The 25,027-nt window shown below is 44.5% G+C and carries 23 protein-coding genes; 7 read left to right on the top strand and 16 right to left on the bottom strand.

Annotated features, from left to right (window positions below):
• Positions 1 to 11: 11 nt before the first annotated feature.
• The 3 genes from VRU48_RS07490 (at position 12) to VRU48_RS07480 (ending at position 3,028) form a co-directional block, all read left to right on the top strand.
• Positions 12 to 737, top strand: a complete 726-nt coding sequence (locus VRU48_RS07490; RefSeq protein ID WP_330107300.1) for a LytR/AlgR family response regulator transcription factor — start codon at positions 12 to 14, stop codon at positions 735 to 737.
• A gap of 119 nt (positions 738 to 856) precedes the next feature.
• On the top strand, positions 857 to 2,239 hold the full coding sequence (locus VRU48_RS07485) for a DUF3472 domain-containing protein (RefSeq protein ID WP_330107299.1): 1,383 nt from the start codon (positions 857 to 859) through the stop codon (positions 2,237 to 2,239).
• A 285-nt stretch (positions 2,240 to 2,524) separates the two neighbouring features.
• Positions 2,525 to 3,028 (top strand): hypothetical protein, encoded by a 504-nt coding sequence (locus VRU48_RS07480; RefSeq protein WP_330107298.1) that lies wholly within the window; start codon positions 2,525 to 2,527, stop codon positions 3,026 to 3,028.
• A gap of 49 nt (positions 3,029 to 3,077) precedes the next feature.
• Here the strand turns inward: VRU48_RS07480 and dnaJ are convergent, their stop codons facing one another.
• The 6 genes from dnaJ to VRU48_RS07450 all read right to left on the bottom strand — a co-directional run bounded on the left by dnaJ (position 3,078) and on the right by VRU48_RS07450 (position 8,970).
• Complete coding sequence (gene dnaJ / locus VRU48_RS07475) at positions 3,078 to 4,241, bottom strand: molecular chaperone DnaJ (RefSeq protein ID WP_330107297.1); 1,164 nt, start codon at positions 4,239 to 4,241, stop codon at positions 3,078 to 3,080.
• A gap of 88 nt (positions 4,242 to 4,329) precedes the next feature.
• Positions 4,330 to 4,890 carry a nucleotide exchange factor GrpE gene (locus VRU48_RS07470; protein ID WP_330107296.1) on the bottom strand — a complete coding sequence of 187 codons (561 nt, stop codon included), beginning with the start codon at positions 4,888 to 4,890 and terminating at the stop codon, positions 4,330 to 4,332.
• A gap of 129 nt (positions 4,891 to 5,019) precedes the next feature.
• Positions 5,020 to 5,703 carry a cell division ATP-binding protein FtsE gene (locus VRU48_RS07465; RefSeq protein WP_330107295.1) on the bottom strand — a complete coding sequence of 228 codons (684 nt, stop codon included), beginning with the start codon at positions 5,701 to 5,703 and terminating at the stop codon, positions 5,020 to 5,022.
• A 2-nt stretch (positions 5,704 to 5,705) separates the two neighbouring features.
• Positions 5,706 to 5,909, bottom strand: a complete 204-nt coding sequence (locus VRU48_RS07460; RefSeq protein WP_199137408.1) for a fructose-6-phosphate aldolase — start codon at positions 5,907 to 5,909, stop codon at positions 5,706 to 5,708.
• A 63-nt stretch (positions 5,910 to 5,972) separates the two neighbouring features.
• A complete protein-coding gene (locus VRU48_RS07455) occupies positions 5,973 to 7,862 on the bottom strand; it encodes a T9SS type B sorting domain-containing protein (RefSeq protein ID WP_330107294.1) in 1,890 nt (629 codons plus the stop codon).
• An 88-nt stretch (positions 7,863 to 7,950) separates the two neighbouring features.
• Positions 7,951 to 8,970, bottom strand: coding sequence for an acyl-CoA reductase (locus VRU48_RS07450; RefSeq protein ID WP_330107293.1), 1,020 nt, complete (start codon positions 8,968 to 8,970; stop codon positions 7,951 to 7,953).
• A 77-nt stretch (positions 8,971 to 9,047) separates the two neighbouring features.
• On the opposite strand from VRU48_RS07450, the gene VRU48_RS07445 reads away from it, so the two are divergent.
• Positions 9,048 to 9,398 (top strand): 4Fe-4S dicluster domain-containing protein, encoded by a 351-nt coding sequence (locus tag VRU48_RS07445; RefSeq protein WP_199137504.1) that lies wholly within the window; start codon positions 9,048 to 9,050, stop codon positions 9,396 to 9,398.
• Positions 9,399 to 9,447: 49 nt separating this feature from the next.
• Here VRU48_RS07445 and VRU48_RS07440 read toward each other — a convergent pair whose 3' ends face one another.
• Entirely contained in the window at positions 9,448 to 9,996 is a 549-nt protein-coding gene (locus VRU48_RS07440; RefSeq protein WP_330107292.1) for a P-loop NTPase family protein, read from the bottom strand.
• A gap of 23 nt (positions 9,997 to 10,019) precedes the next feature.
• Positions 10,020 to 10,469, bottom strand: a complete 450-nt coding sequence (locus VRU48_RS07435; protein ID WP_330107291.1) for a universal stress protein — start codon at positions 10,467 to 10,469, stop codon at positions 10,020 to 10,022.
• Positions 10,470 to 10,577: 108 nt separating this feature from the next.
• On the opposite strand from VRU48_RS07435, the gene VRU48_RS07430 reads away from it, so the two are divergent.
• A complete protein-coding gene (locus VRU48_RS07430) occupies positions 10,578 to 11,357 on the top strand; it encodes a C40 family peptidase (protein ID WP_330107290.1) in 780 nt (259 codons plus the stop codon).
• Between the two features lie 195 nt (positions 11,358 to 11,552).
• Here VRU48_RS07430 and VRU48_RS07425 read toward each other — a convergent pair whose 3' ends face one another.
• Positions 11,553 to 12,212: a YceH family protein gene (locus VRU48_RS07425; protein WP_330107289.1), complete on the bottom strand. Its 660-nt coding sequence runs from the start codon at positions 12,210 to 12,212 to the stop codon at positions 11,553 to 11,555.
• Between the two features lie 106 nt (positions 12,213 to 12,318).
• Between VRU48_RS07425 and VRU48_RS07420 the strand changes: the two genes are divergently transcribed.
• Positions 12,319 to 18,150, top strand: a complete 5,832-nt coding sequence (locus VRU48_RS07420; RefSeq protein ID WP_330107288.1) for an alpha-2-macroglobulin family protein — start codon at positions 12,319 to 12,321, stop codon at positions 18,148 to 18,150.
• Positions 18,151 to 18,201: 51 nt separating this feature from the next.
• Positions 18,202 to 18,948 carry a carboxypeptidase-like regulatory domain-containing protein gene (locus VRU48_RS07415; protein ID WP_330107287.1) on the top strand — a complete coding sequence of 249 codons (747 nt, stop codon included), beginning with the start codon at positions 18,202 to 18,204 and terminating at the stop codon, positions 18,946 to 18,948.
• Here VRU48_RS07415 and VRU48_RS07410 read toward each other — a convergent pair.
• The 7 genes from VRU48_RS07410 to hisC form a co-directional block, all read right to left on the bottom strand.
• Positions 18,935 to 19,837: a WD40 repeat domain-containing protein gene (locus VRU48_RS07410; RefSeq protein WP_330107286.1), complete on the bottom strand. Its 903-nt coding sequence runs from the start codon at positions 19,835 to 19,837 to the stop codon at positions 18,935 to 18,937. The two genes, VRU48_RS07415 and VRU48_RS07410, sit on opposite strands and share 14 nt — an antisense overlap.
• Positions 19,838 to 19,966: 129 nt before the next feature.
• Positions 19,967 to 20,566, bottom strand: coding sequence for a bifunctional phosphoribosyl-AMP cyclohydrolase/phosphoribosyl-ATP diphosphatase HisIE (gene hisIE, locus VRU48_RS07405; protein WP_330107285.1), 600 nt, complete (start codon positions 20,564 to 20,566; stop codon positions 19,967 to 19,969).
• A 32-nt stretch (positions 20,567 to 20,598) separates the two neighbouring features.
• Positions 20,599 to 21,354 carry an imidazole glycerol phosphate synthase subunit HisF gene (gene hisF / locus VRU48_RS07400; RefSeq protein WP_330107284.1) on the bottom strand — a complete coding sequence of 252 codons (756 nt, stop codon included), beginning with the start codon at positions 21,352 to 21,354 and terminating at the stop codon, positions 20,599 to 20,601.
• 4 nt (positions 21,355 to 21,358) lie between these two features.
• Positions 21,359 to 22,108 carry a 1-(5-phosphoribosyl)-5-[(5-phosphoribosylamino)methylideneamino]imidazole-4-carboxamide isomerase gene (gene hisA / locus VRU48_RS07395; RefSeq protein ID WP_330107283.1) on the bottom strand — a complete coding sequence of 250 codons (750 nt, stop codon included), beginning with the start codon at positions 22,106 to 22,108 and terminating at the stop codon, positions 21,359 to 21,361.
• A 1-nt stretch (position 22,109) separates the two neighbouring features.
• Positions 22,110 to 22,703, bottom strand: a complete 594-nt coding sequence (gene hisH / locus VRU48_RS07390) for an imidazole glycerol phosphate synthase subunit HisH (RefSeq protein ID WP_330107282.1) — start codon at positions 22,701 to 22,703, stop codon at positions 22,110 to 22,112.
• Between the two features lie 50 nt (positions 22,704 to 22,753).
• Entirely contained in the window at positions 22,754 to 23,887 is a 1,134-nt protein-coding gene (hisB, locus tag VRU48_RS07385) for a bifunctional histidinol-phosphatase/imidazoleglycerol-phosphate dehydratase HisB (protein ID WP_330107281.1), read from the bottom strand.
• 73 nt (positions 23,888 to 23,960) lie between these two features.
• Entirely contained in the window at positions 23,961 to 25,004 is a 1,044-nt protein-coding gene (gene hisC / locus VRU48_RS07380) for a histidinol-phosphate transaminase (protein ID WP_330107280.1), read from the bottom strand.
• Positions 25,005 to 25,027 lie beyond the last annotated feature (23 nt).

Below are 25,027 nucleotides of genomic sequence, written 5' to 3'. Positions count from 1 at the left end.
AGACAATTGCCATGATCCGCTGCCTCGCTGTTGACGACGAAGCCTATGCTTCAGAAATTATTGCTACCTATATTAAGAAGACGCCTTTTTTAGAGCTTTTGGGCACAACGACCAATGCTTTTGAGGCCTTGAACCTCGTTCAGGAAGGTAAGGTTGACCTTGTTTTTTTGGATATCCAGATGCCCGAGCTCACCGGTATTCAGTTTTTGAAGATCTGCGGAGGCAAGTGCAAGGTCATTTTGACTACTGCCTATCCAGAATATGCCTTAGAAGGTTTTGAACTCGACGTGGTCGACTATTTGTTAAAACCGGTTTCTTACGAGCGTTTTTACAAAGCAGCCTTAAAGGTGCAGCAATTGCTGAGCCCGCCTGCTGTGGCACCCGTTCAGGCAGAGGTACCTGCGCAGGCCAGTACTCCAGATTTCATCTTTATTAAAGGCGATACCAAAAACAAGTTCATCAAGATCAAATACAGCGATATCCTCTACATTGAAGGGCTGAAAAACTATGTTTCTATTTTTACCGGAGAGCAACGCCTCATTACCTACCAAACCCTGCGCGAACTCGAAAACATATTGCCCAAGCAGTCTTTTTATCGCATCCATAAATCTTATATCGTAGGCGCTAGCCATATTAAAATGATTGATGGCAATACGGTTTTTATCAAAGACCAGGCTTTGCCTATTGGCGAAACCTATCGCGACGAGTTTTTTAAGATGATCAGGGAAAGCAACTGATTTTGAATAGATTGCCACAGCTTTTTTACAGGATTTGAGCACACAAACGTTTGTGTGAAATGGATTTTCTTATTTCGCTTTAAAATAAGGTTATTTGTTATAAACAACCATTCAACCTCATGAAACCGAGAAAAATCCTATTATTTCTAGCCATTTTGGCTTGCAACATGGCACTTGCCCAACAGCCTGCTGCCCAATTGTTTAAAATACCAGCTAATAAAGGTTATGTAGAGCCTTTCAGTCCTGGCAGACCAGGCGTTTCTGTACCTGTTGGCTATCCGGAAAACAAAGGCATCGTATCCAACTGGCGTGATAAAAGCAAAAGCGTGGTATGGTACCTGTACCAAAAGCCGGGAAGCTATGAGCTTTCTTTCAACCACACGGTTGAACAAGGCAAAAACCTACAGTTCGAATTGAAGGTAAGCGCCACCTATGCCAATAGTGGCTTTAAGGGCTTCACCAAAAAAATAACCTTTAAAGGTACAGGCCAGGCCGATAGTTTGTTTGCGGCGAAAGTCGATGTACCGCAAACGGGTTATTTCAGGTACGAGCTGAAACCAATTTCAGATCCAGAATCGGCCATTAAAATCGCAAACTTGACTTTTAAATCGTTAAAACCGGGCGGTCAAGTGAACCAAACCGATTACCAATCGTCGCCTTCGGTGCATTTGTCGTTTAGCACAACCGATCAAACCACCAAGGCTTATAACTGGATTTACGAAGAGATCTTGGTGCCTGAGGGCGGCGATCCTTTGGCTACCTATTACATGAGCCTCGGATTTTTTAGGGGCTATATGGGCATCCAAACCAATAGCGAAACCGAACGTAGGGTACTATTTTCAGTCTGGGACAGCAAAGATGCCGAGCACGATAAAACCATAACCCAACACGATTATGTTTCCTTAGTCGACAAAGGCGAAGCTACTACGGTAAACAGTTTTGGTGGGGAGGGTACTGGTGGCCAATCGTATGTAAAAACAGCCAATTGGCAAACTGGCAAGCCGGTTAAGTTCTTGATGAACATCAGCAAGCAGGCCAATAATTCGGTAGTGCTTTCTGCCTGGTACAAACTGGAGGGGCAAGACTGGCAATATGTAGCTTCGTGGCGCGCACCCAAAGAGCAACGCTTGTTCGATGGCTTTTATTCGTTTATCGAAAACTATGGCTATACCAATGGCCAAATCAGGAGGGAAGCTTACTATTATAATGCCTGGGGCAAGGAAGAGGCTACGGGCAAATGGATAAACTTTAACAAAGTAAGATTTTCGAATACCGATGGCAAGGAAGGACAACGTGTAGATTTTGAGCAAGGTGTTTCGCCAAAGTATCCAGATCGTTTTTACATGGCATCGGGCGGGTATACGCCTACCTTAAAAACAGCCAATCAAATTCCGCTATCGGTAAGCCAAATGAATCTCGACTTAAAGCCTTTTGAAGACAGGATAGCTTTGGCACTCAAAAATGAAGACCAGAACAAAGACAAGCTGAAAAAGAGCAAATAACGTATTTGGTAGCGTCGATATCCGTTTCGTGATCTCTTAGTGGGATTTAAAATCTCAAGTTAGGTGGCATGGTGGGTATTTCAAAAAGCCACCGATTTGCAGATTATTAAAGTTGCTTCACTAAAACTTGTTAAGCTGTGGCAAATGTTTGCTAATTCAGGTAAAGTTGGTCAGGATGTGTCCTCTCAACCCAAAGCGCATTAGATTTTTAATCCACGCAAAATTAACATTGCATTTAAAGATAGATCATTATATTTGGGTTAACCGGATAAACCTAAAATCAAGATGAAAAAATTTTTAATCGTTTGTTTTCTCCTTTTTACGGTAAGTGTTGCCTGTAAAAAAGAAAATGTTGGTGGCGAGAGGCTTTGCGCCTGCTCTGTAATGGCTGCCCCAACTTTGCAATTGGCTGTTAAGGGCGTAGATGAGAAGGATTTGCTCAATACTGCGGTAAGTGGCTCTTATCAGGAAGGGCAGATCCAGCTGTATCAAAAAGACAATGCTGGAAACATGAAGCAAATCCAGTTCAGGATCAGAGAACCCTTTAATGCGGGCAGTGAGAAATTTGGCTATTATCAGATCGAATCCGCTCAAATCATTGCTTTGGTCAACCAAAATGCAAACCAGGTCTTTTACCTGAAACTGGGAAACAAAGCACCCTTAGAAATCAGCTTGTCTATGCTACAGGATAAAAGAATGATTAAAAAACTGTTGATTGACCAAAAAGAAGTTCCCGTAGCTAGTGACTACATTGCCAAATTTGCCAACGTATATACCATTAGTTTATAAACGAAACCTAAAAGCATAAAAAAAGCACCGAATTTTCGGTGCTTTTTTGTTATTCGAAATACTCTTTCATTTTGTCGAAAAAGCTTTTGTCGTTTTTGCCGGGCTGTGGCTTAAAGTTCGGAGATTCACGCAGTTTTTCTAACAGGGCCCTTTCTTCGCTGCTGAGCGCTTTTGGAGTCCAGATGTTTACATGGATGATCTCGTCGCCACGGTGGTAAGAATTCACCTCCGGAATACCTTTGCCTTTTAGACGCAGTAGCTTGCCGCTTTGGGTTCCCGGATCAATTTTGATTTTAGCCTTGCCATCAATGGTTGGCACTTCAACACTGGCACCTATGGCCGCATCGATAATGCTGACGTGCAAATCGTAAACAATATTGTTGCCTTCGCGTTTAAGCGTTTCGTGAGGTAGTTCTTCGATCAGAATAATCAAATCGCCCGGAATACCGCCATTCGGTGCGGCATTTCCTTTGCCAGCCATGCTCAACTGCATGCCTTCGCTTACACCAGCCGGAATGTTGATGGTAATGGTTTCTTCGCCACGAACAGTGCCTTCGCCATGGCAAGCGTTACATTTGGCCGTAATCTGTTGGCCGCTGCCATGACAGGTAGGGCAGGTTGCCGTGGTTTGCATCTGGCCCAAAATGGTATTGGTTACCCTGCGCACTGCACCACTGCCACCACAGGTTTTACAGGTGCTCACCGACGATTTGTCTTTAGCGCCTGTGCCATCGCAGGTTTTACAGGTAATCTGTTTGTTTACCTTGATTTTTTTCTCCGCACCATTGGCAATTTCCTCTAAGGTTAGTTTAACCTTGATGCGCAGGTTACTTCCTTTGGCTACCCTACGGCCGCCACGCGATTGGCCTCCACCGCCACCAAAAAAGCTATCGAAAGGGCTGCCTCCGCCACCAAAGATATCGCCAAACTGGCTAAAAATATCTTCCATGTTCATGCCGCCACCACCAAAGCCTCCACCCGCTGCGCCACCAACGCCTGCATGGCCATATTGGTCGTAACGCTGTTTCTTCTCTGGGCTGCTCAATACTTCGTAAGCCTCGGCTGCCTCCTTGAATTTTTCCTCGGCCGATTTATCATCGGGGTTTTTATCAGGGTGGTATTTAATAGCCAATTTGCGGTAGGCTTTTTTAATTTCCTCCGCCGAAGCGCCTTTGGCTACGCCAAGTATGTCGTAATAATCTCTCTTGCTCATTTTTCCTAATGATTGAATTTTGAAGGATTGAATTTTGAATGTATTATTTAATCATTCACTCACTCATTCTCAAATTCACTGATTTATATTATGCTCCTACTACTACTTTGGCGAAGCGGATTACTTTATCGTTTAGGGTATAGCCCTTTTCTAATTCGTCAACCACCTTGCCTTTTAAATCGTCGCTAGGCGCAGGAATATTGGTAATGGCTTCGTGTTTGTCTGTATCGAAAACGGTGTGGATGCTTTCCATTTCTTTTAAGCCTTTTTGGCCCAAAATGCTCTTAAGCTTGTTTTGAACCAAGATAATGCCTTCGCGAATGGCGCTTACTTCGGTAGCGTTTTCGGTGGCTTTAATGGCGCGCTCAAAATCGTCTAACACAGGGAGCAAGGAAACAACTACGTCTTTGCCTGCAGTTTGCAACAGCTCAACGCGTTCTTTTTGGGTACGGCGCTTATAATTGTCGAATTCGGCAAACAGACGAAGATATTTGTCGTTAAGGGCCGCGTTTTCTTGTTGCAGTTTTTCTTCTGCAGAAAGTTCTGCAACTGGTTCAGCTACTTTATCTTCGGTTTGCGTATCTTGCGCTTCTTGTTCCGCCTGATTTTCAGTCATCGGTTCTTCTTCCTTTTTCTTCTTATTAAACATGTTGTATACTCGTGTTTTTGTGTTCGAACTCAAAAGTTTTGCCAATAATAAAAAATCAGCCATGCTGTCAGTTTTAATTACTTGTTACCGAACAGAATGGCTGAAATCTAATTTTTTGTCAGCATTGCACTAGGCAATCTGGGCGTCTTCATGTACAATGCCGTTTTCGCACTTGATGATGCGCGAAGGGAAGGTACGGATGATATGGTAGTCGTGGGTGGCCATTAAAACCGCGGTGCCGCTTTGGCTGATCTGTTTCAATAGCAATACGATTTCTTCTGAAGTATCTGGATCTAAGTTGCCCGTTGGCTCGTCGGCCAATATAATTTCCGGATTGTTGAGCAAGGCCCTGGCAATAACCACGCGCTGTTGCTCGCCACCCGAAAGCTCGTGAGGCATTTTCTTGATTTTAGAACGCAGGCCTACTTTTTCCAATACGTCTTTAATGCGCTCGTTGATGAGGTTTTTGTCGTTCCAGCCGGTGGCTTTCAGTACAAAATCCAAATTTTGTTCGATGGTCCTGTCGCTCAATAACTGAAAATCCTGAAAAACAATGCCCAGTTTCCTGCGTAAAAAAGGAACTTCCTTATCGGCCAGGTTTTTGAGGTTGAAACCAGCCACACTACCGTTGCCGTTGCCGATATGCAAATCGCCGTAAATGATTTTAAGCAAACTGCTTTTTCCAGAACCGGTTTGGCCAATCAGGAAAACAAATTCGCCTTTGGCTATATCGAGGTTAACATTGGATAAAACCAGGTGCTTTTGCTGAAAAACGTCTACGTTCTGTAAGTTGATTACTGCGCTTTGTGTCATGTTCAGATATCTAATTTGGTAACCTGCCCAAAGGGAAGGTCATTAATAACGTTCATAATTTCGTCGAGCTTATCGCCAAAGCCCAATTTCTCTAAAGATTTATCGGGCCTGTCTACCCTGAAGTAGGCCAAGAGCGTAAATTTTTCGTCCCTTAGCTGCACGTAATCAGGTATTTTGGCGATGCCTTTTACTTTAATGATATACATTTGCCCAAAAATAACATTTCTAGCCGAAAAACGAGGCACGAAAGCAACATGATTTCATTCTTCTTACCTGACCAGCATTACCCAGCCGCTAACGGCCTTTAGCTCGGGCTCTAACTGAATGACGTAATAATAAACGCCCAGCGGAACGGCCTTGCCCTTGTATTTGCCATCCCAAGGCGCTGCGGTATTGCCTGTGGCCTGGTAAACAGTTTCGCCAGAGCGGTTCATAACCTTGATGCTGACGTTGGGATAGGGGCCTAGGGGCGTAATTTTCCACACATCGTTCTGCCCATCGCCATTGGGACTAAAGGTATTTGGAACATGCAGGTTTTCGTAAACCTTTACCAAAACTTCGTCTTCGCTACTGGCACAACCTCCACTATTTTCTACGTGTAGCGTGTAGACCATGTCTTGTGGCGGCGTAGCAATGGGGTTGAGCTTGTTAGGGTCGTCGAGGTAATCGCTCGGTGTCCAGTAATATTTGGTGTAAGGGCCGGTGACCTTGCCATCAAGCTGTATGGGATTGTCTTTGAGCACCCTTTTGTCTTCGCCGGCCGATGCCGTTACCTTTTTGATCACGGTAATGGTAATGGGTAGGGTGGTTTGACAAGCGCCGTTGGCTACGGTTACCTGATAAGTAGTGGTTTCGGTGGGCGAGGCAGTGGGGTTGGGAATATCGGTAGCAGCAAGTCCCTCGGCTGGCAACCAAGTGTAAGTGGTGCCGCCTGTTGCAGTCAACGTGGTTTGGTCGCCTTCGCAAATGGTATTGGCGCTTGCTGTTACGTTGGCTATCGGAGGATCGTTAACCGTAACCACCGTGGTCGCCGTGCTTTTGCAACCGCCTTCGTTGCTTACTACTACGGTATAAGTGCCCTCCATGCTGTGCGAGGCATTGTTAATGACAGGGTTTTGCTGGGTAGAGGTGAAATTATTGGGGCCAGTCCACAAATAGCTGGTGCCTGCCTCAACTTTTAATGAAATAGGTTGGCCCAAACACACCTTATTGCTAGGATAGCTGGTTACCGTAGTGGGCGAAATTACGCTGAGGGTAATAGGGGGAGAGACCACCCTGCAATTTACACTGCTGATGTTGGTACCATCGGCAACTGCCAACCGATACTGATAATTATTTTTAGCGGCATTGTTGAAATTAACTTGGTACTGACTGCCTGTTGCTCCGGCAATGTCGGTCCAGGTGCCGTTGCTCAGCTGTTGCCATTGGTAGCTCAACTGATTAAAGCCCGTGCCAATGTTGGCCGAAAGCAGAAAGCTTTTGGTATCGCCCTCGCAGGCATAGGTAAGCTGACTGCTAACGCCGTTGATGGTGGGATTTACCGTTGGTCCGCAAGGCCTAAACGTGATATCGTCCAAAGCAATATCGTTTCCAACCCCGCCAGGCCCATTATTGGTCATTTTGAGTACAATGGCCGCGTTGCTGGTGGTGGTAAAGGTCATGGCATACTGTTTCCAGGTGGGTTGAGCCGTTTCCAGAATATCGCCGGTATTGTAGCTTTTAAGTACGGTACCATCGGTGGTTTCGATGGTAAAGGTTACATTGGGTTTGTTGCCCGAATAGTTCAGGATGTTGATGATCCAGGCGGCAAATTCGTAAGTGGTGCCGGGGCAGAGGTTCGAAGAAATGGTAGACTGGTAAAAAATACCTGGCGTAGTAGAGGCATTAACCACCATCATGTAGCCATTGGGGTCATTAGGGGTGTGATTATTGATTTGAAACCAACCGTTGCCCGGGTTATTGTGCATGCCGTTAGTGCTTTGAGCAATGGTGTACTGCCCATCGTTGGGCGTGCCAGCTACGTAGGTGTAATTGGTGAGCGTACCGCTTAACTGAGGCCCAAAGGAACTGGAACCCCTTCCGAAATCGATATTGATCACCGGATCGCCCAATGAACCCGTACAAACCTGGGCCTTTAATCCTACAACGGAAAAAAGCAATAGCAGTAAAGGCCAAACGAAACTTCTAATCGCTGTCAAATGAGCACTCGGGGATAAAGTGCCTACAAAATAGCGATAAATTTAGAGGCTACAAAGCCTGCAGAAAATCAATGGTATTCACGTTATCGGCATAGTCCCAAAGCTTTGGGTTTTGGCTTTGGCCAAAGGCAACAGGCGCATGATTTAAAGGCAGGTCTAAATGCGACACCACACATTGGATCTGTTCTTCTTTCTCGTTCAGCTCTTGAGCCAACTGGCTAGCGTCTTCATAGCTTTCGTAAAAAAGAACGGCCAAAGGAGAAGTCATGGCTTCATCTTCCTTGACCAACAAAAAGCCGTTGTCGAAATGCTTCACCAAGTTTACAAGGTAAACCGATTTGTTGTAGTCGTAGTTGTTGTTGTATTTGAAATGGTTAATAATGGCGCTGTAGGATTCGATGGCCTCAAATAAATGATCCATTTTGTAATGTTTGGGCACATAAATTTTAGAAACATTTCTGCAACCCATGCCGAAATAATCGAAAATGTCGTGGCCCAGGCTTTGCAGTTCGGCTTCGCTTTCTTGGCCACTCAGCACAGCCACGCTGTTTCTGTTTTTGCGGATGATGTTAGGGACTTTGCCAAAATAGAATTCGAAATAGCGCGAGGTGTTGTTGCTGCCGGTCGCAATAATGGCATCGAAATCCTGTAACCTTTCGGTATAAATAATGCGATCGTTTAGCTCAGGCACCAGTTCTGTTAGTTTTTTGAGCAGGGCTGGCAATAATTTATCATCAGACGACGACATTTTAATCAGCGCGATATTTCCGGTTGCCAATACGCAAAGCACATCGTGAAAGCCTACCAGAGGAATGTTTCCGGCCAAAATCAGGCCTACTTTTTTGGGGTTGGCGCTGAAGCTGATGGGCTCCATCCATTTTTGCAAATCTTTGGTATTAAGCATTTTGCTTAGCGATGAAAGTGCTTTTTCTACCTCTTGTTCGGTAAACCAGGCATTGTGCCTGCTTGCCGATTGGATAACCGCTTCGAACGTTTGGCCGGGGTTGGCCATCAATTCGCCGAGTTTTTCAAAGGCATGGATAAGGCTTTCTTTGCTAAGTGATGACATATTTAGAATTATTATAAATGATTATGTGTTATATTTGCACTGCAAAGTTAAGCTTAGCAATAGATATAGACGAAGACATGGCAATTAAAATAACAGACGAGTGTATTAATTGTGGCGCATGTGAGCCAGAATGCCCAAATAATGCAATTTACGATGCAGGCACGGCCTGGAGATTTTCAGATGGTACCAATTTAGATGGCATCATCGATTTTGGCGATCAGCAGATCGATGCTGGCGCTTCGCAGGAAGCTCTTTCTGACGAAGTTTATTATATTGTTTCCGACAAATGTACGGAGTGTAAAGGTTTTCACGACGAGCCACAATGTGCAGCGGTTTGTCCGGTAGATTGTTGTGTTGACGATGAAGATGTTCGCGAAACCGAAGAAGAATTATTGGCCAAAAAAGCCTGGTTGCACCAAGAAGGCTAAATTGGGCTTAAAAATAAACGAAAGGGACGCGGTAATCGGGTCCCTTTTTTTATGGGTGCAACTTTTCCAGTTTTTTGCCGACCATCGCCAATTTTTGTTCGATACTGTAATCGCCTCTGATTTCGAGTACTGGACTAGTTTGTTTGCCAAGCCAGTTTTCATGTGCCTTTAGCGTACGATTGGCCAGTCCTGTGGCATGGTCGTAATCGGTAGCCCATGCCATAAATTCGCTAAATTGACTTGCTCTTTGCGGATTGCTGATGATCACATCGCCATAACGTTCAAGTTCTCTTGCTTTTAGTCGCTCCAAACGGATGGCCGGAGGCAAGCACAAGAAAACAATCAGGTCGAATGGAGGAAATACATTTTCACCCCAATTGATAATAGAACCACCCAATACCCAGTGCTTGGTTTGCCTGTAGGCTTGTTGGACCATTTCATTTCTGAGGGCCTGGTTTCGCTTAATGGTAAAGGGTGGAGAAGAAACCTCCCAGAAAAAATCGTCGCTATCTAAATAAGGAATGTCGAGTTGTTTGGCTAAAGCCTGGCCCAAAGTAGTTACGCCGCTGCCTGAAGCTCCAAAAATATGCAGTTTCATAGGACAAAGCTAATCACAATCAGTTATACATCACTACGGTTAGGGACCACCAACACCGGACAAGGCGCTTTTCTGGCTACATGTTCGGCCACGCTGCCCATAAAGAAATGATAAAGACCGGTTCTGCCATGCGTACCGATTACAATCAGGTCGGCGCCCCATTCTTCGGCCTGCTTCAAAATGCCGTGGCTAGCCGTATCTAAACTGGTGAGGTAAGTGGTTTTGACGTTGTTGCTGAATTTTTTTTCGATTTCTTTGAGCAGCACATGGCTGTTCTCCTCGCTGTTGTCGTACATTTCCATAAAAACCGGCGCCAAGGTAAAATCGGGATTAACCGTGGCTGGAGCTGGTTCTATGATGTTTAACAAAGCAATTTCGGCATCGAATTTACTGGCCATTTCATAGCCCGTTTTTGCTGCTTTTTCAGAACAAGTACTGTTGTCTACAGCAATGAGGATTTTTTTGTAGTTCATGATTTCAGCATTTGGATTTGTCTGTTAAAAATAACAATTTTTGGCCATAAAAGTTTGATAATGCAGTTTTTAACTATTAATCGTTATTTTAGGGCTCGCATTTAAAGCATGGAAAATTACCAAATTTGCAGGGTTGCCATTGCGCCACTCAGAAAAGAACCATCAGACCGAAGTGAAATCGTATCGCAACTGTTGTTTGGCGATCGGGTAAAAGTAATCGAGCAGACCGAAAAATGGTGGCTGGTACAGAATTTTGACGATGGTTACGAAGGCTGGATGGATTTTAAGCAGTTGGCCAAACTAGGCGAGGCACCATATTTGGATAGCCATGCTTACCGCTATTTGGCCCCAGCTGCGGTAAACAATACCCTGATTGCGGCCAACGGAAGTGCCTATTACGTGCCGGCAGGTTGTACATTGCCATTTTATGCAAACGGCTTTTGCTTTTTGGGCGAAGAAAAATTCGAAGTAAAGTTCGAGGCATGGTTGCCAAACCGTGAATCTATCGCCAGCGAAATCGAAAAAACGGCCAAATTTTTCGAAAATGCACCTTATTTATGGGGTGGCAGAACCTTGTTTGGCATCGATTGTTCGGGTTTTGTGCAAACTGTTTTCAGGCTACATGGGATACAATTGAAGCGAGATGCTTCACAGCAGGCAGAGCAAGGCGAATTGGTCGATTTCCTATCAGGGGCAACTGTTGGCGATTTGGCTTTTTTCGATAACGAAGAAGGCAAAATTACCCACGTGGGTATGATGCTGGGCAACGACAAAATCATCCATGCGGCAGGTAAGGTACGTATCGACCCTATTGATGGCAAGGGAATTTACAATGCCGAACTCGGACGTTATACGCACAAGCTGCGCATCATTAAAAGGTTCTTTTAAAGCTAGTTATTTAATTATTTGGATAATTTATTAACCATGTAAGGATTTTCACCGAAGGCCAAAAAACCTACGTCAATGAGCTTTACGAAGCAATTTATTAAGACTTATTGCCTTACATGAAACTTAAATGTCTTATATGGTAAATGCACCAATAACCTAATGAACCAATGACCAATGAACTAATGAACGTTAGTACTAAACGCCAAGTTCCCTCATCAATTCCTCTAGCTTGGTTTTAAGCTCGGCAAGTTCCGCTTCAACTTTGCCTAGGCGCTCTTCCAATTCGCTGTTTGATTTGCCCGAAGGCTCATCTGCGTTGATGTATTCTTCTTCAAAAGTTTCCATATTGCCAGCAAACAAATGCATGTAGCGTTGCTCTTTTTGTCCGGGTCTGCGTGGCAGTTGCTTGATGTAGGGCGGTTCTTCGTTGGCAAGTTTTTCTAAAACGCCTTGTACCTCTTCTAAAGTTTCGAATTCGTACAGCCTGCCCGAGTTGGTATTGATTTCGCCCGGTGTTTGCGGACCACGTAAAAACAAGAGGCACATTACCGCTACTTCGGCCGGAACCAAGGGGTAAACAATGGCAAAATTATGTTTGTATTTGATGTTTCTGATCGATCCACCGGTAGCCGTAGCAATTAGTCCCGCAATTTTTAAGGAGTTGAGTGCTGTTACAATAGTCGATTCGTCGTATTGCACTACCGGTTTCCTCGATGTTTTTTGGTTGCAGGCGGCTGCCAAGCCGTTTAGGGTCATCGGATAGTAATCGGGTGTTGTTTTGCATTTTTCCATCAAGGCGCCAAGCACCCTGATCTGTTCGGCATCTAGTATAGGTAGTGGTTTTGGTGTGTCCATGGCTAAATATAGGGCAATTCGACAAAATATCTAAGAAACTGCATAAAATTTGGTTACTCAATATGGAATCGATGCCCAAAAAGTATCTTTAAATAAACCCTCATTTATGAAGATACGCTTACTCTTTTTGTCTTTTTGCTTTCTTTCCACCTTCGTTGCCGCGCAATCGAGGTTAAACAGCAGTCGTCAGCTGGGCCATTACACCTATATCTATAGATTGACTGATCAAGAAATGTTCGGTTTGACCAGCGAAGGCAAATCGGTTATCAACGACGGTTTTTTGCATACGCTGATCGATAGCTTCAAAATCAATAAGAAATATGAAGACAAGCTGCCTTATGGCAATTACCTGTATGTAAGCCCCATCAAAAATAAGCTGAATTATAGTCTGGTCGACAAGCGGAACGTCGATGTGGCTATCGTGAACAACCAATATAACCTACAGTTCTATGTAAAAGACCTTAAAGGCAATTTAGTGTCTGATGCCCGAGTAGAACTGGCCAACGGACAAAAGGTAGCCTATAATCAACAGGCCCATCTTTACCAGTGCGGCTATAGTAAAAAGAGCCAAGTGGTTAAGGTGAGCTACCAAGGCGTGAGTAATTTTTTTAGTTTCGAAATCAACAATCCGCGCGAAGACTGGCCGTTTTTTAGAAAAGTTGCCTATTCTTTTCCAATCAAATATACTTGGCAGCCCTTTAAAAACCTGTTCAGAAAGAAATACCGATACCGGAATGAGGAATCGCCATATCGGGGCTATCTGGTTTTTAGTAAACCCAAATACAAACCCTTAGATGCGGTTAAGTTTAAGGCTTATGTAGTAGATGTCAAAGGCGGAGCCATTAAAAACAAAACGGCCGATGTGCTTCTGTATGGATATGGCCAACCCAAAAAAATAGGAACACTAAACCCTTATCGCGATGGAGGCTATGATTTTAGCTTTATACTGGCCGATAGCTTGAAATTGGTGTTGGATAGAGACTACTTTATCGAGTTGGTAACTAATGATGGCAAAAAAAACAGACTCGCTAGCTCGGGCTTTAGGTATGAAGATTATGAACTCAAATCATTGGATTTTAAGGTAAGAACCGACAAAACCGTACATCAAATTGGTTCGCCACTTGCCGTTTTTATGAAAGCAACTGACGAAAACGAATTGGCCGTACCCGATGGTCGCGTAGAAATAGTGGCCGTTACCAGTGGGGTCAGCGGTTATTTCGACCGGAAAGTATTTGTACCCGATACGCTTTGGAAGAAAGAAATGAAGCTCGATCCGGTTGGCGAAACCAAATTGATATTGCCCGATAGTATTTTTCCAAAGGCAAATATCGATTTCAGGCTAAATATTGTTTTGCGAAACAGCAACAACGAAGTGCGAAGACAGGAGCAATCGCTTTCTTATCGGTACCAAAAAGAGCAAAAACTGCAAGAAATTAAAGGAACGCTGCAAAAAGACAGCCTGCTGATCACCTACAAGGAAAATGACCAGCTGTTGCCACAACAGGCAAGCGTAGTTGCCTATGCCGCTTCAGGTATACAACTCGATTCGATGCAACTCACCTTGCCCGCCAGTGTAAAAGCCAATTACAATGCCGAATACTATAAAGTGAAGTTGCTGAACGGTTTTAACGATTCGATTTACCTGCGCAATTTTTCGCCGACTTTGAGCATTGGTGCCTTGCAGACCAAAGATTCGCTAAAAGTGCTGGTTAACAATGAAAACAAAGTGCCTTTTTGGTATACCGTTTTTTCAGGCAACCGCATTTTGTTGCAGGGGTATGCCAATCGCCTGGATACCGCTTTGAGGCACGGCATCAGCAAGGCGGCGCATATCCGCATCAATTATTTTTGGAATGGAGAAGAAAAAAACCAGGAAATAAGCACTGTTTATAATCCAAATTACCTTAATGTCAAGCTGATTGCCCCGCCTGTAGTTTATCCGGGCCAAGAGGTGAAAATGCTGGTTAAGGTTACCGATATTGCCGATAAACCGGTGGCTGGTACCGATGTAACGGCACAGGCATTTACCGCTAAGTTTGGAAATGTGCCGTCGCCTTCGCTACCCGATTTCTCGAAGCGCTATTTTGCCCGAAAAAGGAAAAGATTATTGGAAATGGAAGAAGTAAGTGCCCATGGCGCACTTCAAATGGATTGGCAAAAATGGGGCAGGGCTTTAGGTCTGGATACCATCGAATATTACAAGTTTACCCACCCCAAAGAAATTTACACCTATGTAGAGCAACTCCATGGCGAATTGGCCCAGCTAGCTCCTTTTGTCATCGAAAATGGCGATATCGACCCTGTAAGCATCTTGTATATCGACGAAGTGCCGGTATATTTTAGTCAGGCAGAACAATTGCAACGCTACGCTTTTGCGGTAAAGCCCGGCACGCATTCCATTAGGATGCGTACGGCTACCAAAATGATCTATTTGCGCGAGGTTGATATAGCCAGGGGAAGCAAAAAAGTAATCAGCGTGGAGGCTGATGTAGCCAATACCAAAGCAGAGGTAACACTCCAGAAAAATGTATTGACACCAGATGAGGCTTCATACCTGGAACGGTTCATGATTAAAATAACCGACAATTTTCAAGCGGAGAAAACTACACTTCGGGCAGATACAACATTGGTTTTGCTAAATCCGCCACCCATGGTTTCGCGTGCAAAAGAATTGCTGGTTGGGCCATTTAAAGAAAATTTCCTCAGCTTTGAAACCAAGGGGCTTTCGCATAACTTTATTAAGGAGCCAGGCTATACCTATACGTTTTTGCCGGGACTGATCAAGCAAAAATCTTATGAAAGCCTACAGGTGCCCAGCTATGTAAAACGCGTATACAACCAGCCGAAAAAACCGGTAGATCCTCTATCTTCTTCAGCGGTGGTTTTAGCCAATGTAGCCCAAAATGGCAACGACAATTTCAGCCAATACGTTCTAAAAAGAGGCGAAATCGATAGTATTTGGAACGAATACCTGAACTTGAGAAGCTATACAACTTTATTGTTCAGCAATGAAAAGACCACAAACAAGATGAAGGGAAGGCTGGTCATTGCCATAGATACGGCCTTTAAAAACAAATTGCCGTATATTAAAAACATTGTGGTCTATAAAAATAACCAGCCAGATTTTATTCATATCTACCCCGGCAACACCACTGTTTTTCCCTATTTCGGCGAAGGGAGCTACCGCATACTGTTCTTGCTCAAAGATAATCGTTATTTCATGGCCGATGATGTCAATATTAAAGCCAATGGACAGAACTATTATGAATGGAAGGCTTTTAAGATTGTGGCAGCCGATCGGTTGAGCAAAGAGCTCGATGCCTACATCAAAGCAGCCAAAAGCGGTGTTTACAATGCCATTGATGATAAAGTACTCTACAATTACAACAGCATGAATATTGGCAAAAGCATGTTGGCTAACCAGATGTACGGAAAAGTAGTTGCCGCAAGCGATCAATCAGCTTTGCCTGGAGCTTCGGTTAGGGTAGTTGGGTTTGGACAGGGTACGGTAACCGGTGCCGATGGGCAGTTCAGCATTGCCGTTCCGGCAAACGGAAAAATCATTGTTGCAGCGATAGGTTTCGAAAGCAAGGAAATACCTATAGCCAATGGAAACATCGGAACCATTGCACTCGAAAATAGCAAAAATGAATTGAATGAGGTGGTGATAACGGGCTATGGCGTTGCGACCAAGCGCAGTTTGGCCATGTCTTCAACTACCCTTGTTGCCAACGAACTATCAGGGCGTGTGGCTGGGCTTAGCGTAAACAGCGATCAAATGCGTTTGGTATTGCGCGGAGCTAGAAGTCTGCCCGATAACAACAAAGCCATGGTAGTGCTCGATGGTGTGGTGGTGCCTTATGAAATGATAAGCAAGCTAAACCCTGAAGAAATTGACAACATGAGCGTGCTTAATAGCAATGATGCCACTGCCATTTATGGTGCGATGGCAGCTAATGGAGTCATCCTGATCAAAACCAAAAAGGGGAATACAGCCCTAACCGAAACGGGAGAGCTGGTTGCGCAACAACAGACTATGCGTCACGATTTCTCTGACGTTGGCTTTTGGCAACCCCAATTGTTTACCGACGAAAATGGCAATGCGAGCTTTAGTGTCAAGTTTCCAGACGATATCACCAATTGGAAAACCAGGGTAATTGCCATGAACGGCAATAAACAGAGCGGTTATGCCGAAACAGCCATCAAATCCTTTAAAACCTTAAGCGCCAATTTTGTGTCGCCTTTGTTTGCCGTTAATGGCGATAGCATTAAGGTGCTGGGCAAACTGATGAACTATACGCCTTTGGAAGAAAAAATGAACCGCAGGTTTGTGTATAACGGCAAAGAACTGCTCAGTGGAGAAGTCGGTTTTAAAAACGCACACATCGATACGATGACCATTGCGGTAAACGGAAAAGACAGCCTGAACTTTGAGTATACATTGAAACAAAGCAATGGTTATTTTGATGGAGAAATCAGGAAAGTGCCGGTAGTTGAGGCAGGTGTAAAAGAAACTAAGGGTTATTTTGGTGCTTTTTTGCGAGATACAACTGTCAATTACGAATTTGACAAGAAGCTGGGCAACATTACCCTAAAGGCAGAAGCTTCTGTTTTTCCGTCGTTGCTCGATGAAATGACCAAGCTGCGCAACTACGAATACCTCTGCAACGAACAGCTGGCCTCTAAACTCAAAGCATTGCTGCTCGAAAAGAAAGTAAGGAAATATCTCGGCGAGCCTTTTACACATGAAAAAGATATTGCCTTTATCCTTAAAAAACTTGGACAGAACAAAAGGCCCGAAGGCACCTGGGGCTGGTGGACAAACAGCAGCGAAGAAATGTGGATCAGCCTGCACGTTGTAGAAGCCTTATTAATGGCCGAAAAAGACGGCTATCCCATTGCGCTCGACAAAAAAATGCTTTATACCTACCTGGTTAATAAATTGGTTGCAAATACCGACCTAAGCCAGTTGCCAACAGTAAAACTACTTTATCTATTAGACAATAAGAACTATATTAAAGATTGGGCGCTGGCCATCGAAAAAGCCGAAACAGCAGAAAAACCTTCGTTGTACAGCAACTTGCAGCTGATGCGCCTGAAGCAAATGGCTGGTCTAAAAGTAGATACCGATGGATTGCTCCTGCTGAAAAAACAGACCATGTTTGGCAATTATTACTGGGGCGAGGAAAACAATCGTTTCTGGGATAACAGCATCCAGAACACTTTGCTGGCTTACGAGATTCTAAAGGCTGCGGGTGGCCATGCCAACGAACTCGAAAAAATACAGCTTTACTTTTTAGAGCAGCGCAAAAACGGACAATGGCGCAATACCTACGAATCGTCGCTGATTTTAGAAACCATACTGCCCGAAATGCTTGCGGCAAACCCCAAAGGAGCTCCAGCTACCCTAACCATCAATCAGGAAACCGTTAGTACTTTTCCTTTTAGCAAAACGCTTACCCATGCAAGCGGATTTAGTTTGGCCAAAAAAGGTGGAATGCCTATTTATTTTACGGCTTACCAGCAATTCCAAAACCCAAAGCCCGAAAAAGTGAGCAAAGATTTTACGGTGAGTTCAAGTTTTAGGCAAAAAGGAGCCAAGGTAAAGCAACTCAAAGCTGGAACTTTGGCAACGCTTAGTGTAGAAGTGGAGGTAAGGGCCGATGCAGATTATGTGATGATCGAAATTCCTATTCCGGCAGGTTGTTCTTACGAAAACAAATTGCAGTCGTTTTGGGGTGTAGAAACGCATCGCGAATATTTTAAAGAAAAAACGGCTATTTTCTGTACCAAACTCAAACAGGGCAAGTACACTTTTAATATCGATCTGATGCCACGCTATTCGGGCAGTTATGTGCTCAATCCGGCAAAGGCCGAAATGATGTATTTTCCGGTATTCTTTGGTAGGGAAGGCATGAAAAAAGTAGGTATAAATTAAGTAGTTTTATGGAATTTAGCTCGAAGTGCATCCTAAATTAAATTAACGTTTATGCAACAACTCAGAATCTCTATACCCAAGCCTTGCACCCAAAATTGGGCAGACCTATCTCCAGCCGAAAAAGGCCGTTATTGCAGTTCCTGCCAAAAGGAGGTGATCGATTTTAGGGGCTGGACAGCCGACGAACTGCAAGACTGGTTTGCCAACAGCAACGGCCGTGTTTGTGGACGTCTTTCGCAAAAACAGTTGGATTACTTTAAACCAAAAGAAGTTCGTCATGAAGGTTGGAGCTTTAGCGCCAAGGTTTTGCTGGCTTCAAGCTTGGCTTTATTGACCAGTTCGAAGGTTTATTCGAATACTTTTGCAAAAAGCGATTCTGCTATACATCAAAACACGAATGAAAAGGGTTCAAAAATCAAAGAAGAAGCCAAACCATCAGATAGTTTAATCATAATAAAAGGTATTATTACAGCCAAGGAAGACAAACTGCCTTTGCCGGATGTAAGCATATTTTTAAAAAATAGTAGCGTATCAGGTAGTACTGGCGACAATGGTAGATTTACGCTTCAAGTAAAAGCCACTCCGGGCCAGAAACTGTTGCTCGAGTTTAAATGCTTGGGATACGCAACAAAAGAGCTGGAAATTACGCCCGAATCAGTGGCGCAAGAACTGGAATTGGAAATGGCCTTTAGCGATGAGGGCTTAACGATGGGCGCGGTGGTAGTCAGCTACAGAAGATATCCGCTGCACAAACGCATTTGGAACTTTATCAAAAGTCCTTTTGTTAAGCATCGTTAAAATCCCAAACCATAATCTTTTTATCATCGCCGGTTGAGATCAGGTGCTCGCCCTTGGCCGACCAAATGATTTTGTTGATGGAATGGGTATGCCCAATGCCTGCTTTATCGATGTTTAGGATTTTGTAAAGCTTAAAGTTCTCGGCATCCCAAAGCTTAATGCTCTTGTCCTGGCTTCCCGTAGCAAAATAAGGAAGCTTAGGGTGGAAGACGATATCGTAAATGGCAAACAAATGGGCCGGAATGGTTTGTTTCAGCTCGTAATTAGGCAAACCCCAAATGCGCAGCTGGGCATCTCGACCACCCGTAATGAGGTATTTCCCTTCGGGGTGGTAAGCTAATGAGGTAGCTGGTAAGGTATGGCCATCGAGTTCCTGTTTCGGACTGTAATCGGCCAAATTATAAATGCGGATGAAACCATCTTTACAGGCAAAGGCCACTTCGGTTTCGTTGGGTGAAATGGCGATGGCTCGAACGGTTTCTTTAGCGACTTGAAATCGGTAGATTTCCTTCAAATCGCTCAACGACCATACGGCAACCGTGCCATCTTCGCCGGCAGTAAGCAGTTCGTTTTTGCTTTTAACGGTTTGAATGTTGAAAATAGGCTTGGTATGGGCATTGATGCGCGCCACAACTTCCTGCTTTACAAAATCGAATACGCTAAAAGCACCGCTTCGTTCGCCAATAAATAGCTGGTCGTTGTAGTAGTGTAGGCAGTAAACCGAACTCTGAACCGGCAGTTTAACCATGAGGAACGCCAGTTTCTCGAGCGACCACTCGACCACGCCTTTATCGTTGCCTGCGCTAAAAAATATGCCTTCCTTGCCCGAATTGGTCAAAGCGTATACCGGATTTTGGTGGCCTGAAAGCGTACGAAGGTGTTTGAGCATGGTGGTTGGTGTTGGGTAGTGCGTCTTGCGTCTTGCGTTAAGCGTTGAGCGTATGGCGTTGGGCGTCTTGAGTTTTGCTATCTCGAGTTTAAGTTATCGCGCTACGCTTTACGCCATACGCTATACTTATTAATGTCTTTTTTCCAAATTAAGTGCAATATCGCCCAGCGTTTTTCCTTTGGCTTTTAATAAAACCAGCAGGTGGAAGACCAAATCGGAGGCCTCGTTTATAAAATCCTCATCGGTTTCATTCAAGGCCGCAATCACGGTTTCTACGCCTTCTTCGCCCACTTTTTGGGCAATTTTGTTCAGGCCTTTTTGGCGAAGCTTGTTCACGTAAGATTCGGCGGTTGGGTTTTCAAAACGGTCTTTGATGATATTTTCCAGCTCGAAAATAAAGTTCTGGTTGTAGGGGGTATTGAAACAGCTACGGGTGCCGTTGTGGCAGGTTGGCCCAACCGGACTTGCCTTAATCAGCAAAGTATCGTTATCGCAGTCGGCCGCAATGGATTTAACGAAAAGAAAATTGCCACTTTCTTCGCCTTTGGTCCACAAACGGTTTTTGCTTCGCGAAAAGAAAGTAACCTTGCCCTCGGCTTGTGTTTTGGCCAGAGCTTCGGCATTCATATAGCCCAGCATCAGCACTTCTAAGGTCTGCTCATCCTGGATCACTACAGGAATTAATCCATTTGTTTTTTCCCAGTCGAGGGAAGTAATTTGGTTTGTCATTTGATTTGTTGTTGGTAGGTGCAAAGCCAAGCTTATAACCTTACCGGAATATCGTGTTTTTTTAATTCTTGTTTCAAGTCTGGTATCAAAATCTCTCCATAGTGGAAAACCGAGGCCGCCAATGCCGCATCTACGCCAGCCTGTTGAAAAACCTCGGTAAAGTGCTCCGTTTTTCCGGCGCCACCAGAGGCAATGATGGGAATGTTGATCATTTTGTTGATTTTGCCCAACAAACCGCAGTCGAAGCCTTGTTTGGTGCCATCGTGGTCCATCGAAGTCAGCAAGATTTCGCCAGCACCCAAATTCTCCGCTCTTTTGATCCAGTCTTCGGTTTCGAGTTCGGTTATCAAACGGCCTCCATTTAAATGTACCCAATTTTTGCCATCGATGTGTTTGGTATCTACCGCCAAAACCACAAATTGAACGCCGAAGGCCTTGGCCAGATCTTCTATCAGTTGCGGATTGCGTACGGCAGCCGAGTTGATGCTGATTTTGTCGGCACCCGCATTGAGTAAGGCTTCCGCATCGGCAATTTCGCTAATGCCACCACCAATGGTAAAAGGGATATTTAGTTGGCGCGCCACGGCCTTAACCATTTCGATCATGGTTTTTCGCCTTTCATGGGTCGCGGTAATGTCTAGAAAAACCAGTTCGTCGGCACCCTGCTTGGCGTATTGCGCAGCCAGTTCAACCGGGTCGCCCGCATCTCGCAGGTCTACAAAGTTGACGCCTTTTACCGTACGGCCATCTTTTACATCAAGGCAAGGGACAATTCTTTTTGTCAGCATGGCGCTAAATACTGCTCAAAGCCTTTAAATTCCATTCCTTGATTTCTTCGATGGAGATATGGCCTTCGTAAATGGCTTTGCCCACTACCACGCTTCTGATATCGAGCTGGGCCAGTTCCTTAATGTCGGCCATAGAACTTACGCCACCCGAGGCAATCAGTTTGATGAAAGGAGAGTGGTCTAGCAGTTTTCTATACAAATCGATAGCCGTACCGCCCAATTTGCCGTCTTTGTTGATATCGGTGCACAAAAACCTGAAAAAGCCCAATTGCAGGCACTTGTCTACGTAATCCATCAGTTTAATTGGCGAGCTTTCCATCCAGCCCGAATATTTGATAACCTCGTCTAACACGTCGATGGCAATCACAATACGGTTGGCATAATCGTCTTTTTTGGCAAAAGCAGCGCTCAGATTAGGAAGGAAATCGGGGTTGCTTACAGCTTGCGTGCCCACGATGACCCGGTGTATGCCTGCATCCAACAAATTGGTCACCTGCTCAATGGTTCTGATGCCACCGCCATATTGTACGCGCATTTCGGTTTTTTTGATGATGCTGAACAGGGTCTGCTGGTTGCTGAAATCGCCTTTGGCGCCATTTAAATCGATGATATGGATAAAATCTGTACCGTTTGAGCGGTAACGCTCGATCATTTCTTCGATAGAAACATCGTATTCTGTTTTCTGATTGTAGTCGCCTTCGCGCAAGCGGACAACTTTTCCGTCTAAAATATCGATTGCTGGGATAATGTACATGCTAGGATCTTAAATTTGAGAAGTTTTTTAATAGACGCTCGCCGGCTTCGCCCGATTTTTCGGGGTGAAACTGAACGCCAAAGAAATTGTCTTTTTGTATGGCAGCCGAAAATTTGTTTCCATAATTAACAGAGGCGATATCAAAAATAGGGTTATATTCAATAAAATAAGAATGTACAAAGTAAAACTGTGTTCCACTAGGAACATTCTCAAATAATAAATTGTTTTTAAAATCTACGGTATTCCAGCCCATGTGCGGAATTTTGATGCCCAGGTTTTTGTCGAACAGCTTGGTTTCCAAAGGCACGATATTCAGTAGTTTGGCATCGCCTTCTTCAGAATGCGCGGTGAGCAATTGCATACCCACACAAATGCCAAGCACGGGTTTTTGCAATGCTTTAATAGCTTTGACCATGCCGGTTTGCTCGAGTTTGTGCATGGCTGTACCTGCATGGCCCACTCCTGGGATGATGATGTGGCTGTATGGCTCGAGTTCGGCTTCGTTGTTTACCATGCCATAGGCGATGTTTTGCCTTTCGAGCGCTGCGGTAAGCGAAAAAATGTTGCCTGCTCCGTAGTTGATTATTCCGATCATTTCAGTTTGCAATTTTCAATTGGCAGTTTACAGTTGTTTAATTCTTAAGCTTACAACAGTCCTTTGGTACTTGGTAAGACCATTTTTTCGGCATCGCGTTTAATGGCCATTTTAATTGCCTTGGCAAAAGCCTTAAAAATAGCCTCTATTTTGTGGTGTTCGTTATCGCCTTCGGCCTTGATGTTCAAATTGCATTTGGCCGCATCACTGAAGGATTTGAAAAAATGGAAGAACATTTCGGTTGGCATGTCGCCCACTTTTTCGCGTTTAAAATCGGCTTCCCAAACGATCCAGCTGCGTCCGCCAAAATCAATGGCTACCTGAGCCAGACAATCGTCCATTGGCAGACAGAATCCATAACGTTCAATCCCCAATTTATTGCCTATGGCCTGTGCAAAAGCTTCGCCAAGCGCAATTCCGGTATCTTCAATGGTGTGGTGCTCGTCGATATGCAGGTCGCCTTTGGCTATAATTTCGAGATCCATGCCTCCGTGGCGGGCAATCTGGTCCAGCATGTGGTCGAAAAAGTTAAGTCCGGTATGAATGTTCGCTTTGCCTGTGCCATCTAAATCAAGCGCAATGCTGATATCGGTTTCGTTGGTTTTGCGTTGGTGGCTTACTTTTCTCGCTCCAGCCCTTAAAAAGGTATAAATGTCTTCCCAGTTTTTGGTTTCCAAGGCAATAACAGTGGCCAAGCTTTCCAGTTTATCCATTCCCTCGTTGGCGCCCAAGGCATCGTTTTGTCGCAAGTAAATAGCTTTGGCACCCAGGTTTTTGGCCAATAGTACGTCGTTGAGCCTATCGCCGATGACGTAAGAGTTTTTAAGATCGTAATCGCCATTCAGGTATTTGCCCAACAAGGCCGTGCCTGGTTTACGGGTAGGGGCATTGTCTTTGGCAAAAGTACGGTCGATGATGATATCGCTGAATACCACGCCTTCGCCGGCAAAAGTGTTGATCAGGAAATTGTGCACCGGCCAGAAATTCTCCTCTGGATGGGACGAAGTGCCCAAACCATCCTGATTGGTCACCATCACCAGTTCGAAATCGAGTTCGTTAGCAATTTTAGCCAAGTAATACAGCGATTTTGGGTAAAACTGCAATTTGGCAAAACTGTCTACCTGTTCATCTTCAGGTTCTAGGGCCAAAGTGCCGTCGCGGTCTATAAATAATACGTTTTTCATAAGTTTAATTTTGGATGAACGAGTTTTGAAGGATTGAATAATAGAGCCATTTACTCATTCAATAATTCACTCCTTAATTCATTGCTCTCAACAAATCTATTAACTGGTCATTTTCTGAGGCAGTGCCGATGGTAATCCTTAAGCAGCCTTCGCAAAGCGTAACTTTAGAACGGTCGCGTACAATAACGCCATGATCTACCAGCTTGTTGTAAACATCAACGGCATTCGCTATTTCGGCTAGTATAAAATTGGCATCTGATGGATAAACTTTTTTCACCATCGGTATTTTAGCCAGTTCAGCGCTTAGCCTTTCCCTTTCGGCTACGGTAATCTTGATCCATTCGTTTACCTGCTGGATATTCTCTAAAGCAGCCAAAGCCAAATCTTGCGTAGCCTGATTAATATTGTAGGGCGGTTTTACCTTGTTCAGGATATCGATAACCGGGCGCGACGAAAAAGCCATGCCCAAACGCAAGGCGGCCAGGCCCCAAGCCTTAGAAAAGGTTTGTAGCACCACCAGGTTTACGTATTCGGTCAGCTCTTGGATAAAGGTTTTTTGCTTGGCGAAGTTGATGTAAGCCTCGTCAATCACGACCAGACCTTTAAAGTTGGCCAAAATGGTTTCGATATCGGTTCTGTTGAGCGAATTGCCGGTAGGGTTATTGGGCGAGCAGATGAAGATGATTTTGGTATTGGCATCGATGGTTTCTGCTATTTTCTCCAAATCCAATTGGAAGTTAGGCAATAAATTTACCTTTCTCACCTCTACATCGTTGATATTGGCCGATACTTCGTACATACCGTAAGTTGGAGGCAGGATAATGACGTTGTCTTTGCCCGGATTGCAAAAAGCCCTGAACAGCAGGTCGATGGCTTCGTCGCTGCCATTGCCTAAAAATGTATTTTCTATCGGAACGCCCTTGATTTTGCTGATGGCTTCCTTCAAATCCAGTTGCAAAGGATCGGGGTAGCGGTTGTAGTTGGCCGGCAGGGGCGAACCAAAGCTGTTTTCGTTGGCATCTAAAAATACGCTGGCTTGGCCCTTAAATTCGTCCCTGGCCGTAGAGTAGGGGCGGAGTGTTTTTATGTTTTCTCGTTGTAAGTCTTTAATGTCCATTTTTTGTTGAAGTTAACCGCGAA

Source organism: Pedobacter albus, assembly GCF_036324255.1.
Taxonomy (GTDB): domain Bacteria; phylum Bacteroidota; class Bacteroidia; order Sphingobacteriales; family Sphingobacteriaceae; genus Pedobacter; species Pedobacter albus.
This window is presented reverse-complemented; position numbering and strand designations above follow the sequence as displayed.

What these genes read in the sequence shown, in the direction of transcription:
- VRU48_RS07430 (WP_330107290.1), top strand. Translation starts at nt 10,578, where the DNA reads ATGGAAAATTACCAAATTTGCAGGGTTGCCATTGCGCCACTCAGAAAA.
- VRU48_RS07435 (WP_330107291.1), bottom strand. Translation starts at nt 10,469, where the DNA reads ATGAACTACAAAAAAATCCTCATTGCTGTAGACAACAGTACTTGTTCT.
- hisC (WP_330107280.1), bottom strand. Translation starts at nt 25,004, where the DNA reads ATGGACATTAAAGACTTACAACGAGAAAACATAAAAACACTCCGCCCC.
- VRU48_RS07460 (WP_199137408.1), bottom strand. Translation starts at nt 5,909, where the DNA reads ATGTATATCATTAAAGTAAAAGGCATCGCCAAAATACCTGATTACGTG.
- hisIE (WP_330107285.1), bottom strand. Translation starts at nt 20,566, where the DNA reads ATGACAAACCAAATTACTTCCCTCGACTGGGAAAAAACAAATGGATTA.
- VRU48_RS07440 (WP_330107292.1), bottom strand. Translation starts at nt 9,996, where the DNA reads ATGAAACTGCATATTTTTGGAGCTTCAGGCAGCGGCGTAACTACTTTG.
- VRU48_RS07445 (WP_199137504.1), top strand. Translation starts at nt 9,048, where the DNA reads ATGGCAATTAAAATAACAGACGAGTGTATTAATTGTGGCGCATGTGAG.
- hisH (WP_330107282.1), bottom strand. Translation starts at nt 22,703, where the DNA reads ATGATCGGAATAATCAACTACGGAGCAGGCAACATTTTTTCGCTTACC.
- dnaJ (WP_330107297.1), bottom strand. Translation starts at nt 4,241, where the DNA reads ATGAGCAAGAGAGATTATTACGACATACTTGGCGTAGCCAAAGGCGCT.
- VRU48_RS07465 (WP_330107295.1), bottom strand. Translation starts at nt 5,703, where the DNA reads ATGACACAAAGCGCAGTAATCAACTTACAGAACGTAGACGTTTTTCAG.
- VRU48_RS07450 (WP_330107293.1), bottom strand. Translation starts at nt 8,970, where the DNA reads ATGTCATCACTTAGCAAAGAAAGCCTTATCCATGCCTTTGAAAAACTC.
- hisA (WP_330107283.1), bottom strand. Translation starts at nt 22,108, where the DNA reads ATGTACATTATCCCAGCAATCGATATTTTAGACGGAAAAGTTGTCCGC.
- VRU48_RS07480 (WP_330107298.1), top strand. Translation starts at nt 2,525, where the DNA reads ATGAAAAAATTTTTAATCGTTTGTTTTCTCCTTTTTACGGTAAGTGTT.
- VRU48_RS07420 (WP_330107288.1), top strand. Translation starts at nt 12,319, where the DNA reads ATGAAGATACGCTTACTCTTTTTGTCTTTTTGCTTTCTTTCCACCTTC.
- hisB (WP_330107281.1), bottom strand. Translation starts at nt 23,887, where the DNA reads ATGAAAAACGTATTATTTATAGACCGCGACGGCACTTTGGCCCTAGAA.
- VRU48_RS07470 (WP_330107296.1), bottom strand. Translation starts at nt 4,890, where the DNA reads ATGTTTAATAAGAAGAAAAAGGAAGAAGAACCGATGACTGAAAATCAG.
- VRU48_RS07410 (WP_330107286.1), bottom strand. Translation starts at nt 19,837, where the DNA reads ATGCTCAAACACCTTCGTACGCTTTCAGGCCACCAAAATCCGGTATAC.
- VRU48_RS07490 (WP_330107300.1), top strand. Translation starts at nt 12, where the DNA reads ATGATCCGCTGCCTCGCTGTTGACGACGAAGCCTATGCTTCAGAAATT.
- hisF (WP_330107284.1), bottom strand. Translation starts at nt 21,354, where the DNA reads ATGCTGACAAAAAGAATTGTCCCTTGCCTTGATGTAAAAGATGGCCGT.
- VRU48_RS07415 (WP_330107287.1), top strand. Translation starts at nt 18,202, where the DNA reads ATGCAACAACTCAGAATCTCTATACCCAAGCCTTGCACCCAAAATTGG.
- VRU48_RS07425 (WP_330107289.1), bottom strand. Translation starts at nt 12,212, where the DNA reads ATGGACACACCAAAACCACTACCTATACTAGATGCCGAACAGATCAGG.
- VRU48_RS07485 (WP_330107299.1), top strand. Translation starts at nt 857, where the DNA reads ATGAAACCGAGAAAAATCCTATTATTTCTAGCCATTTTGGCTTGCAAC.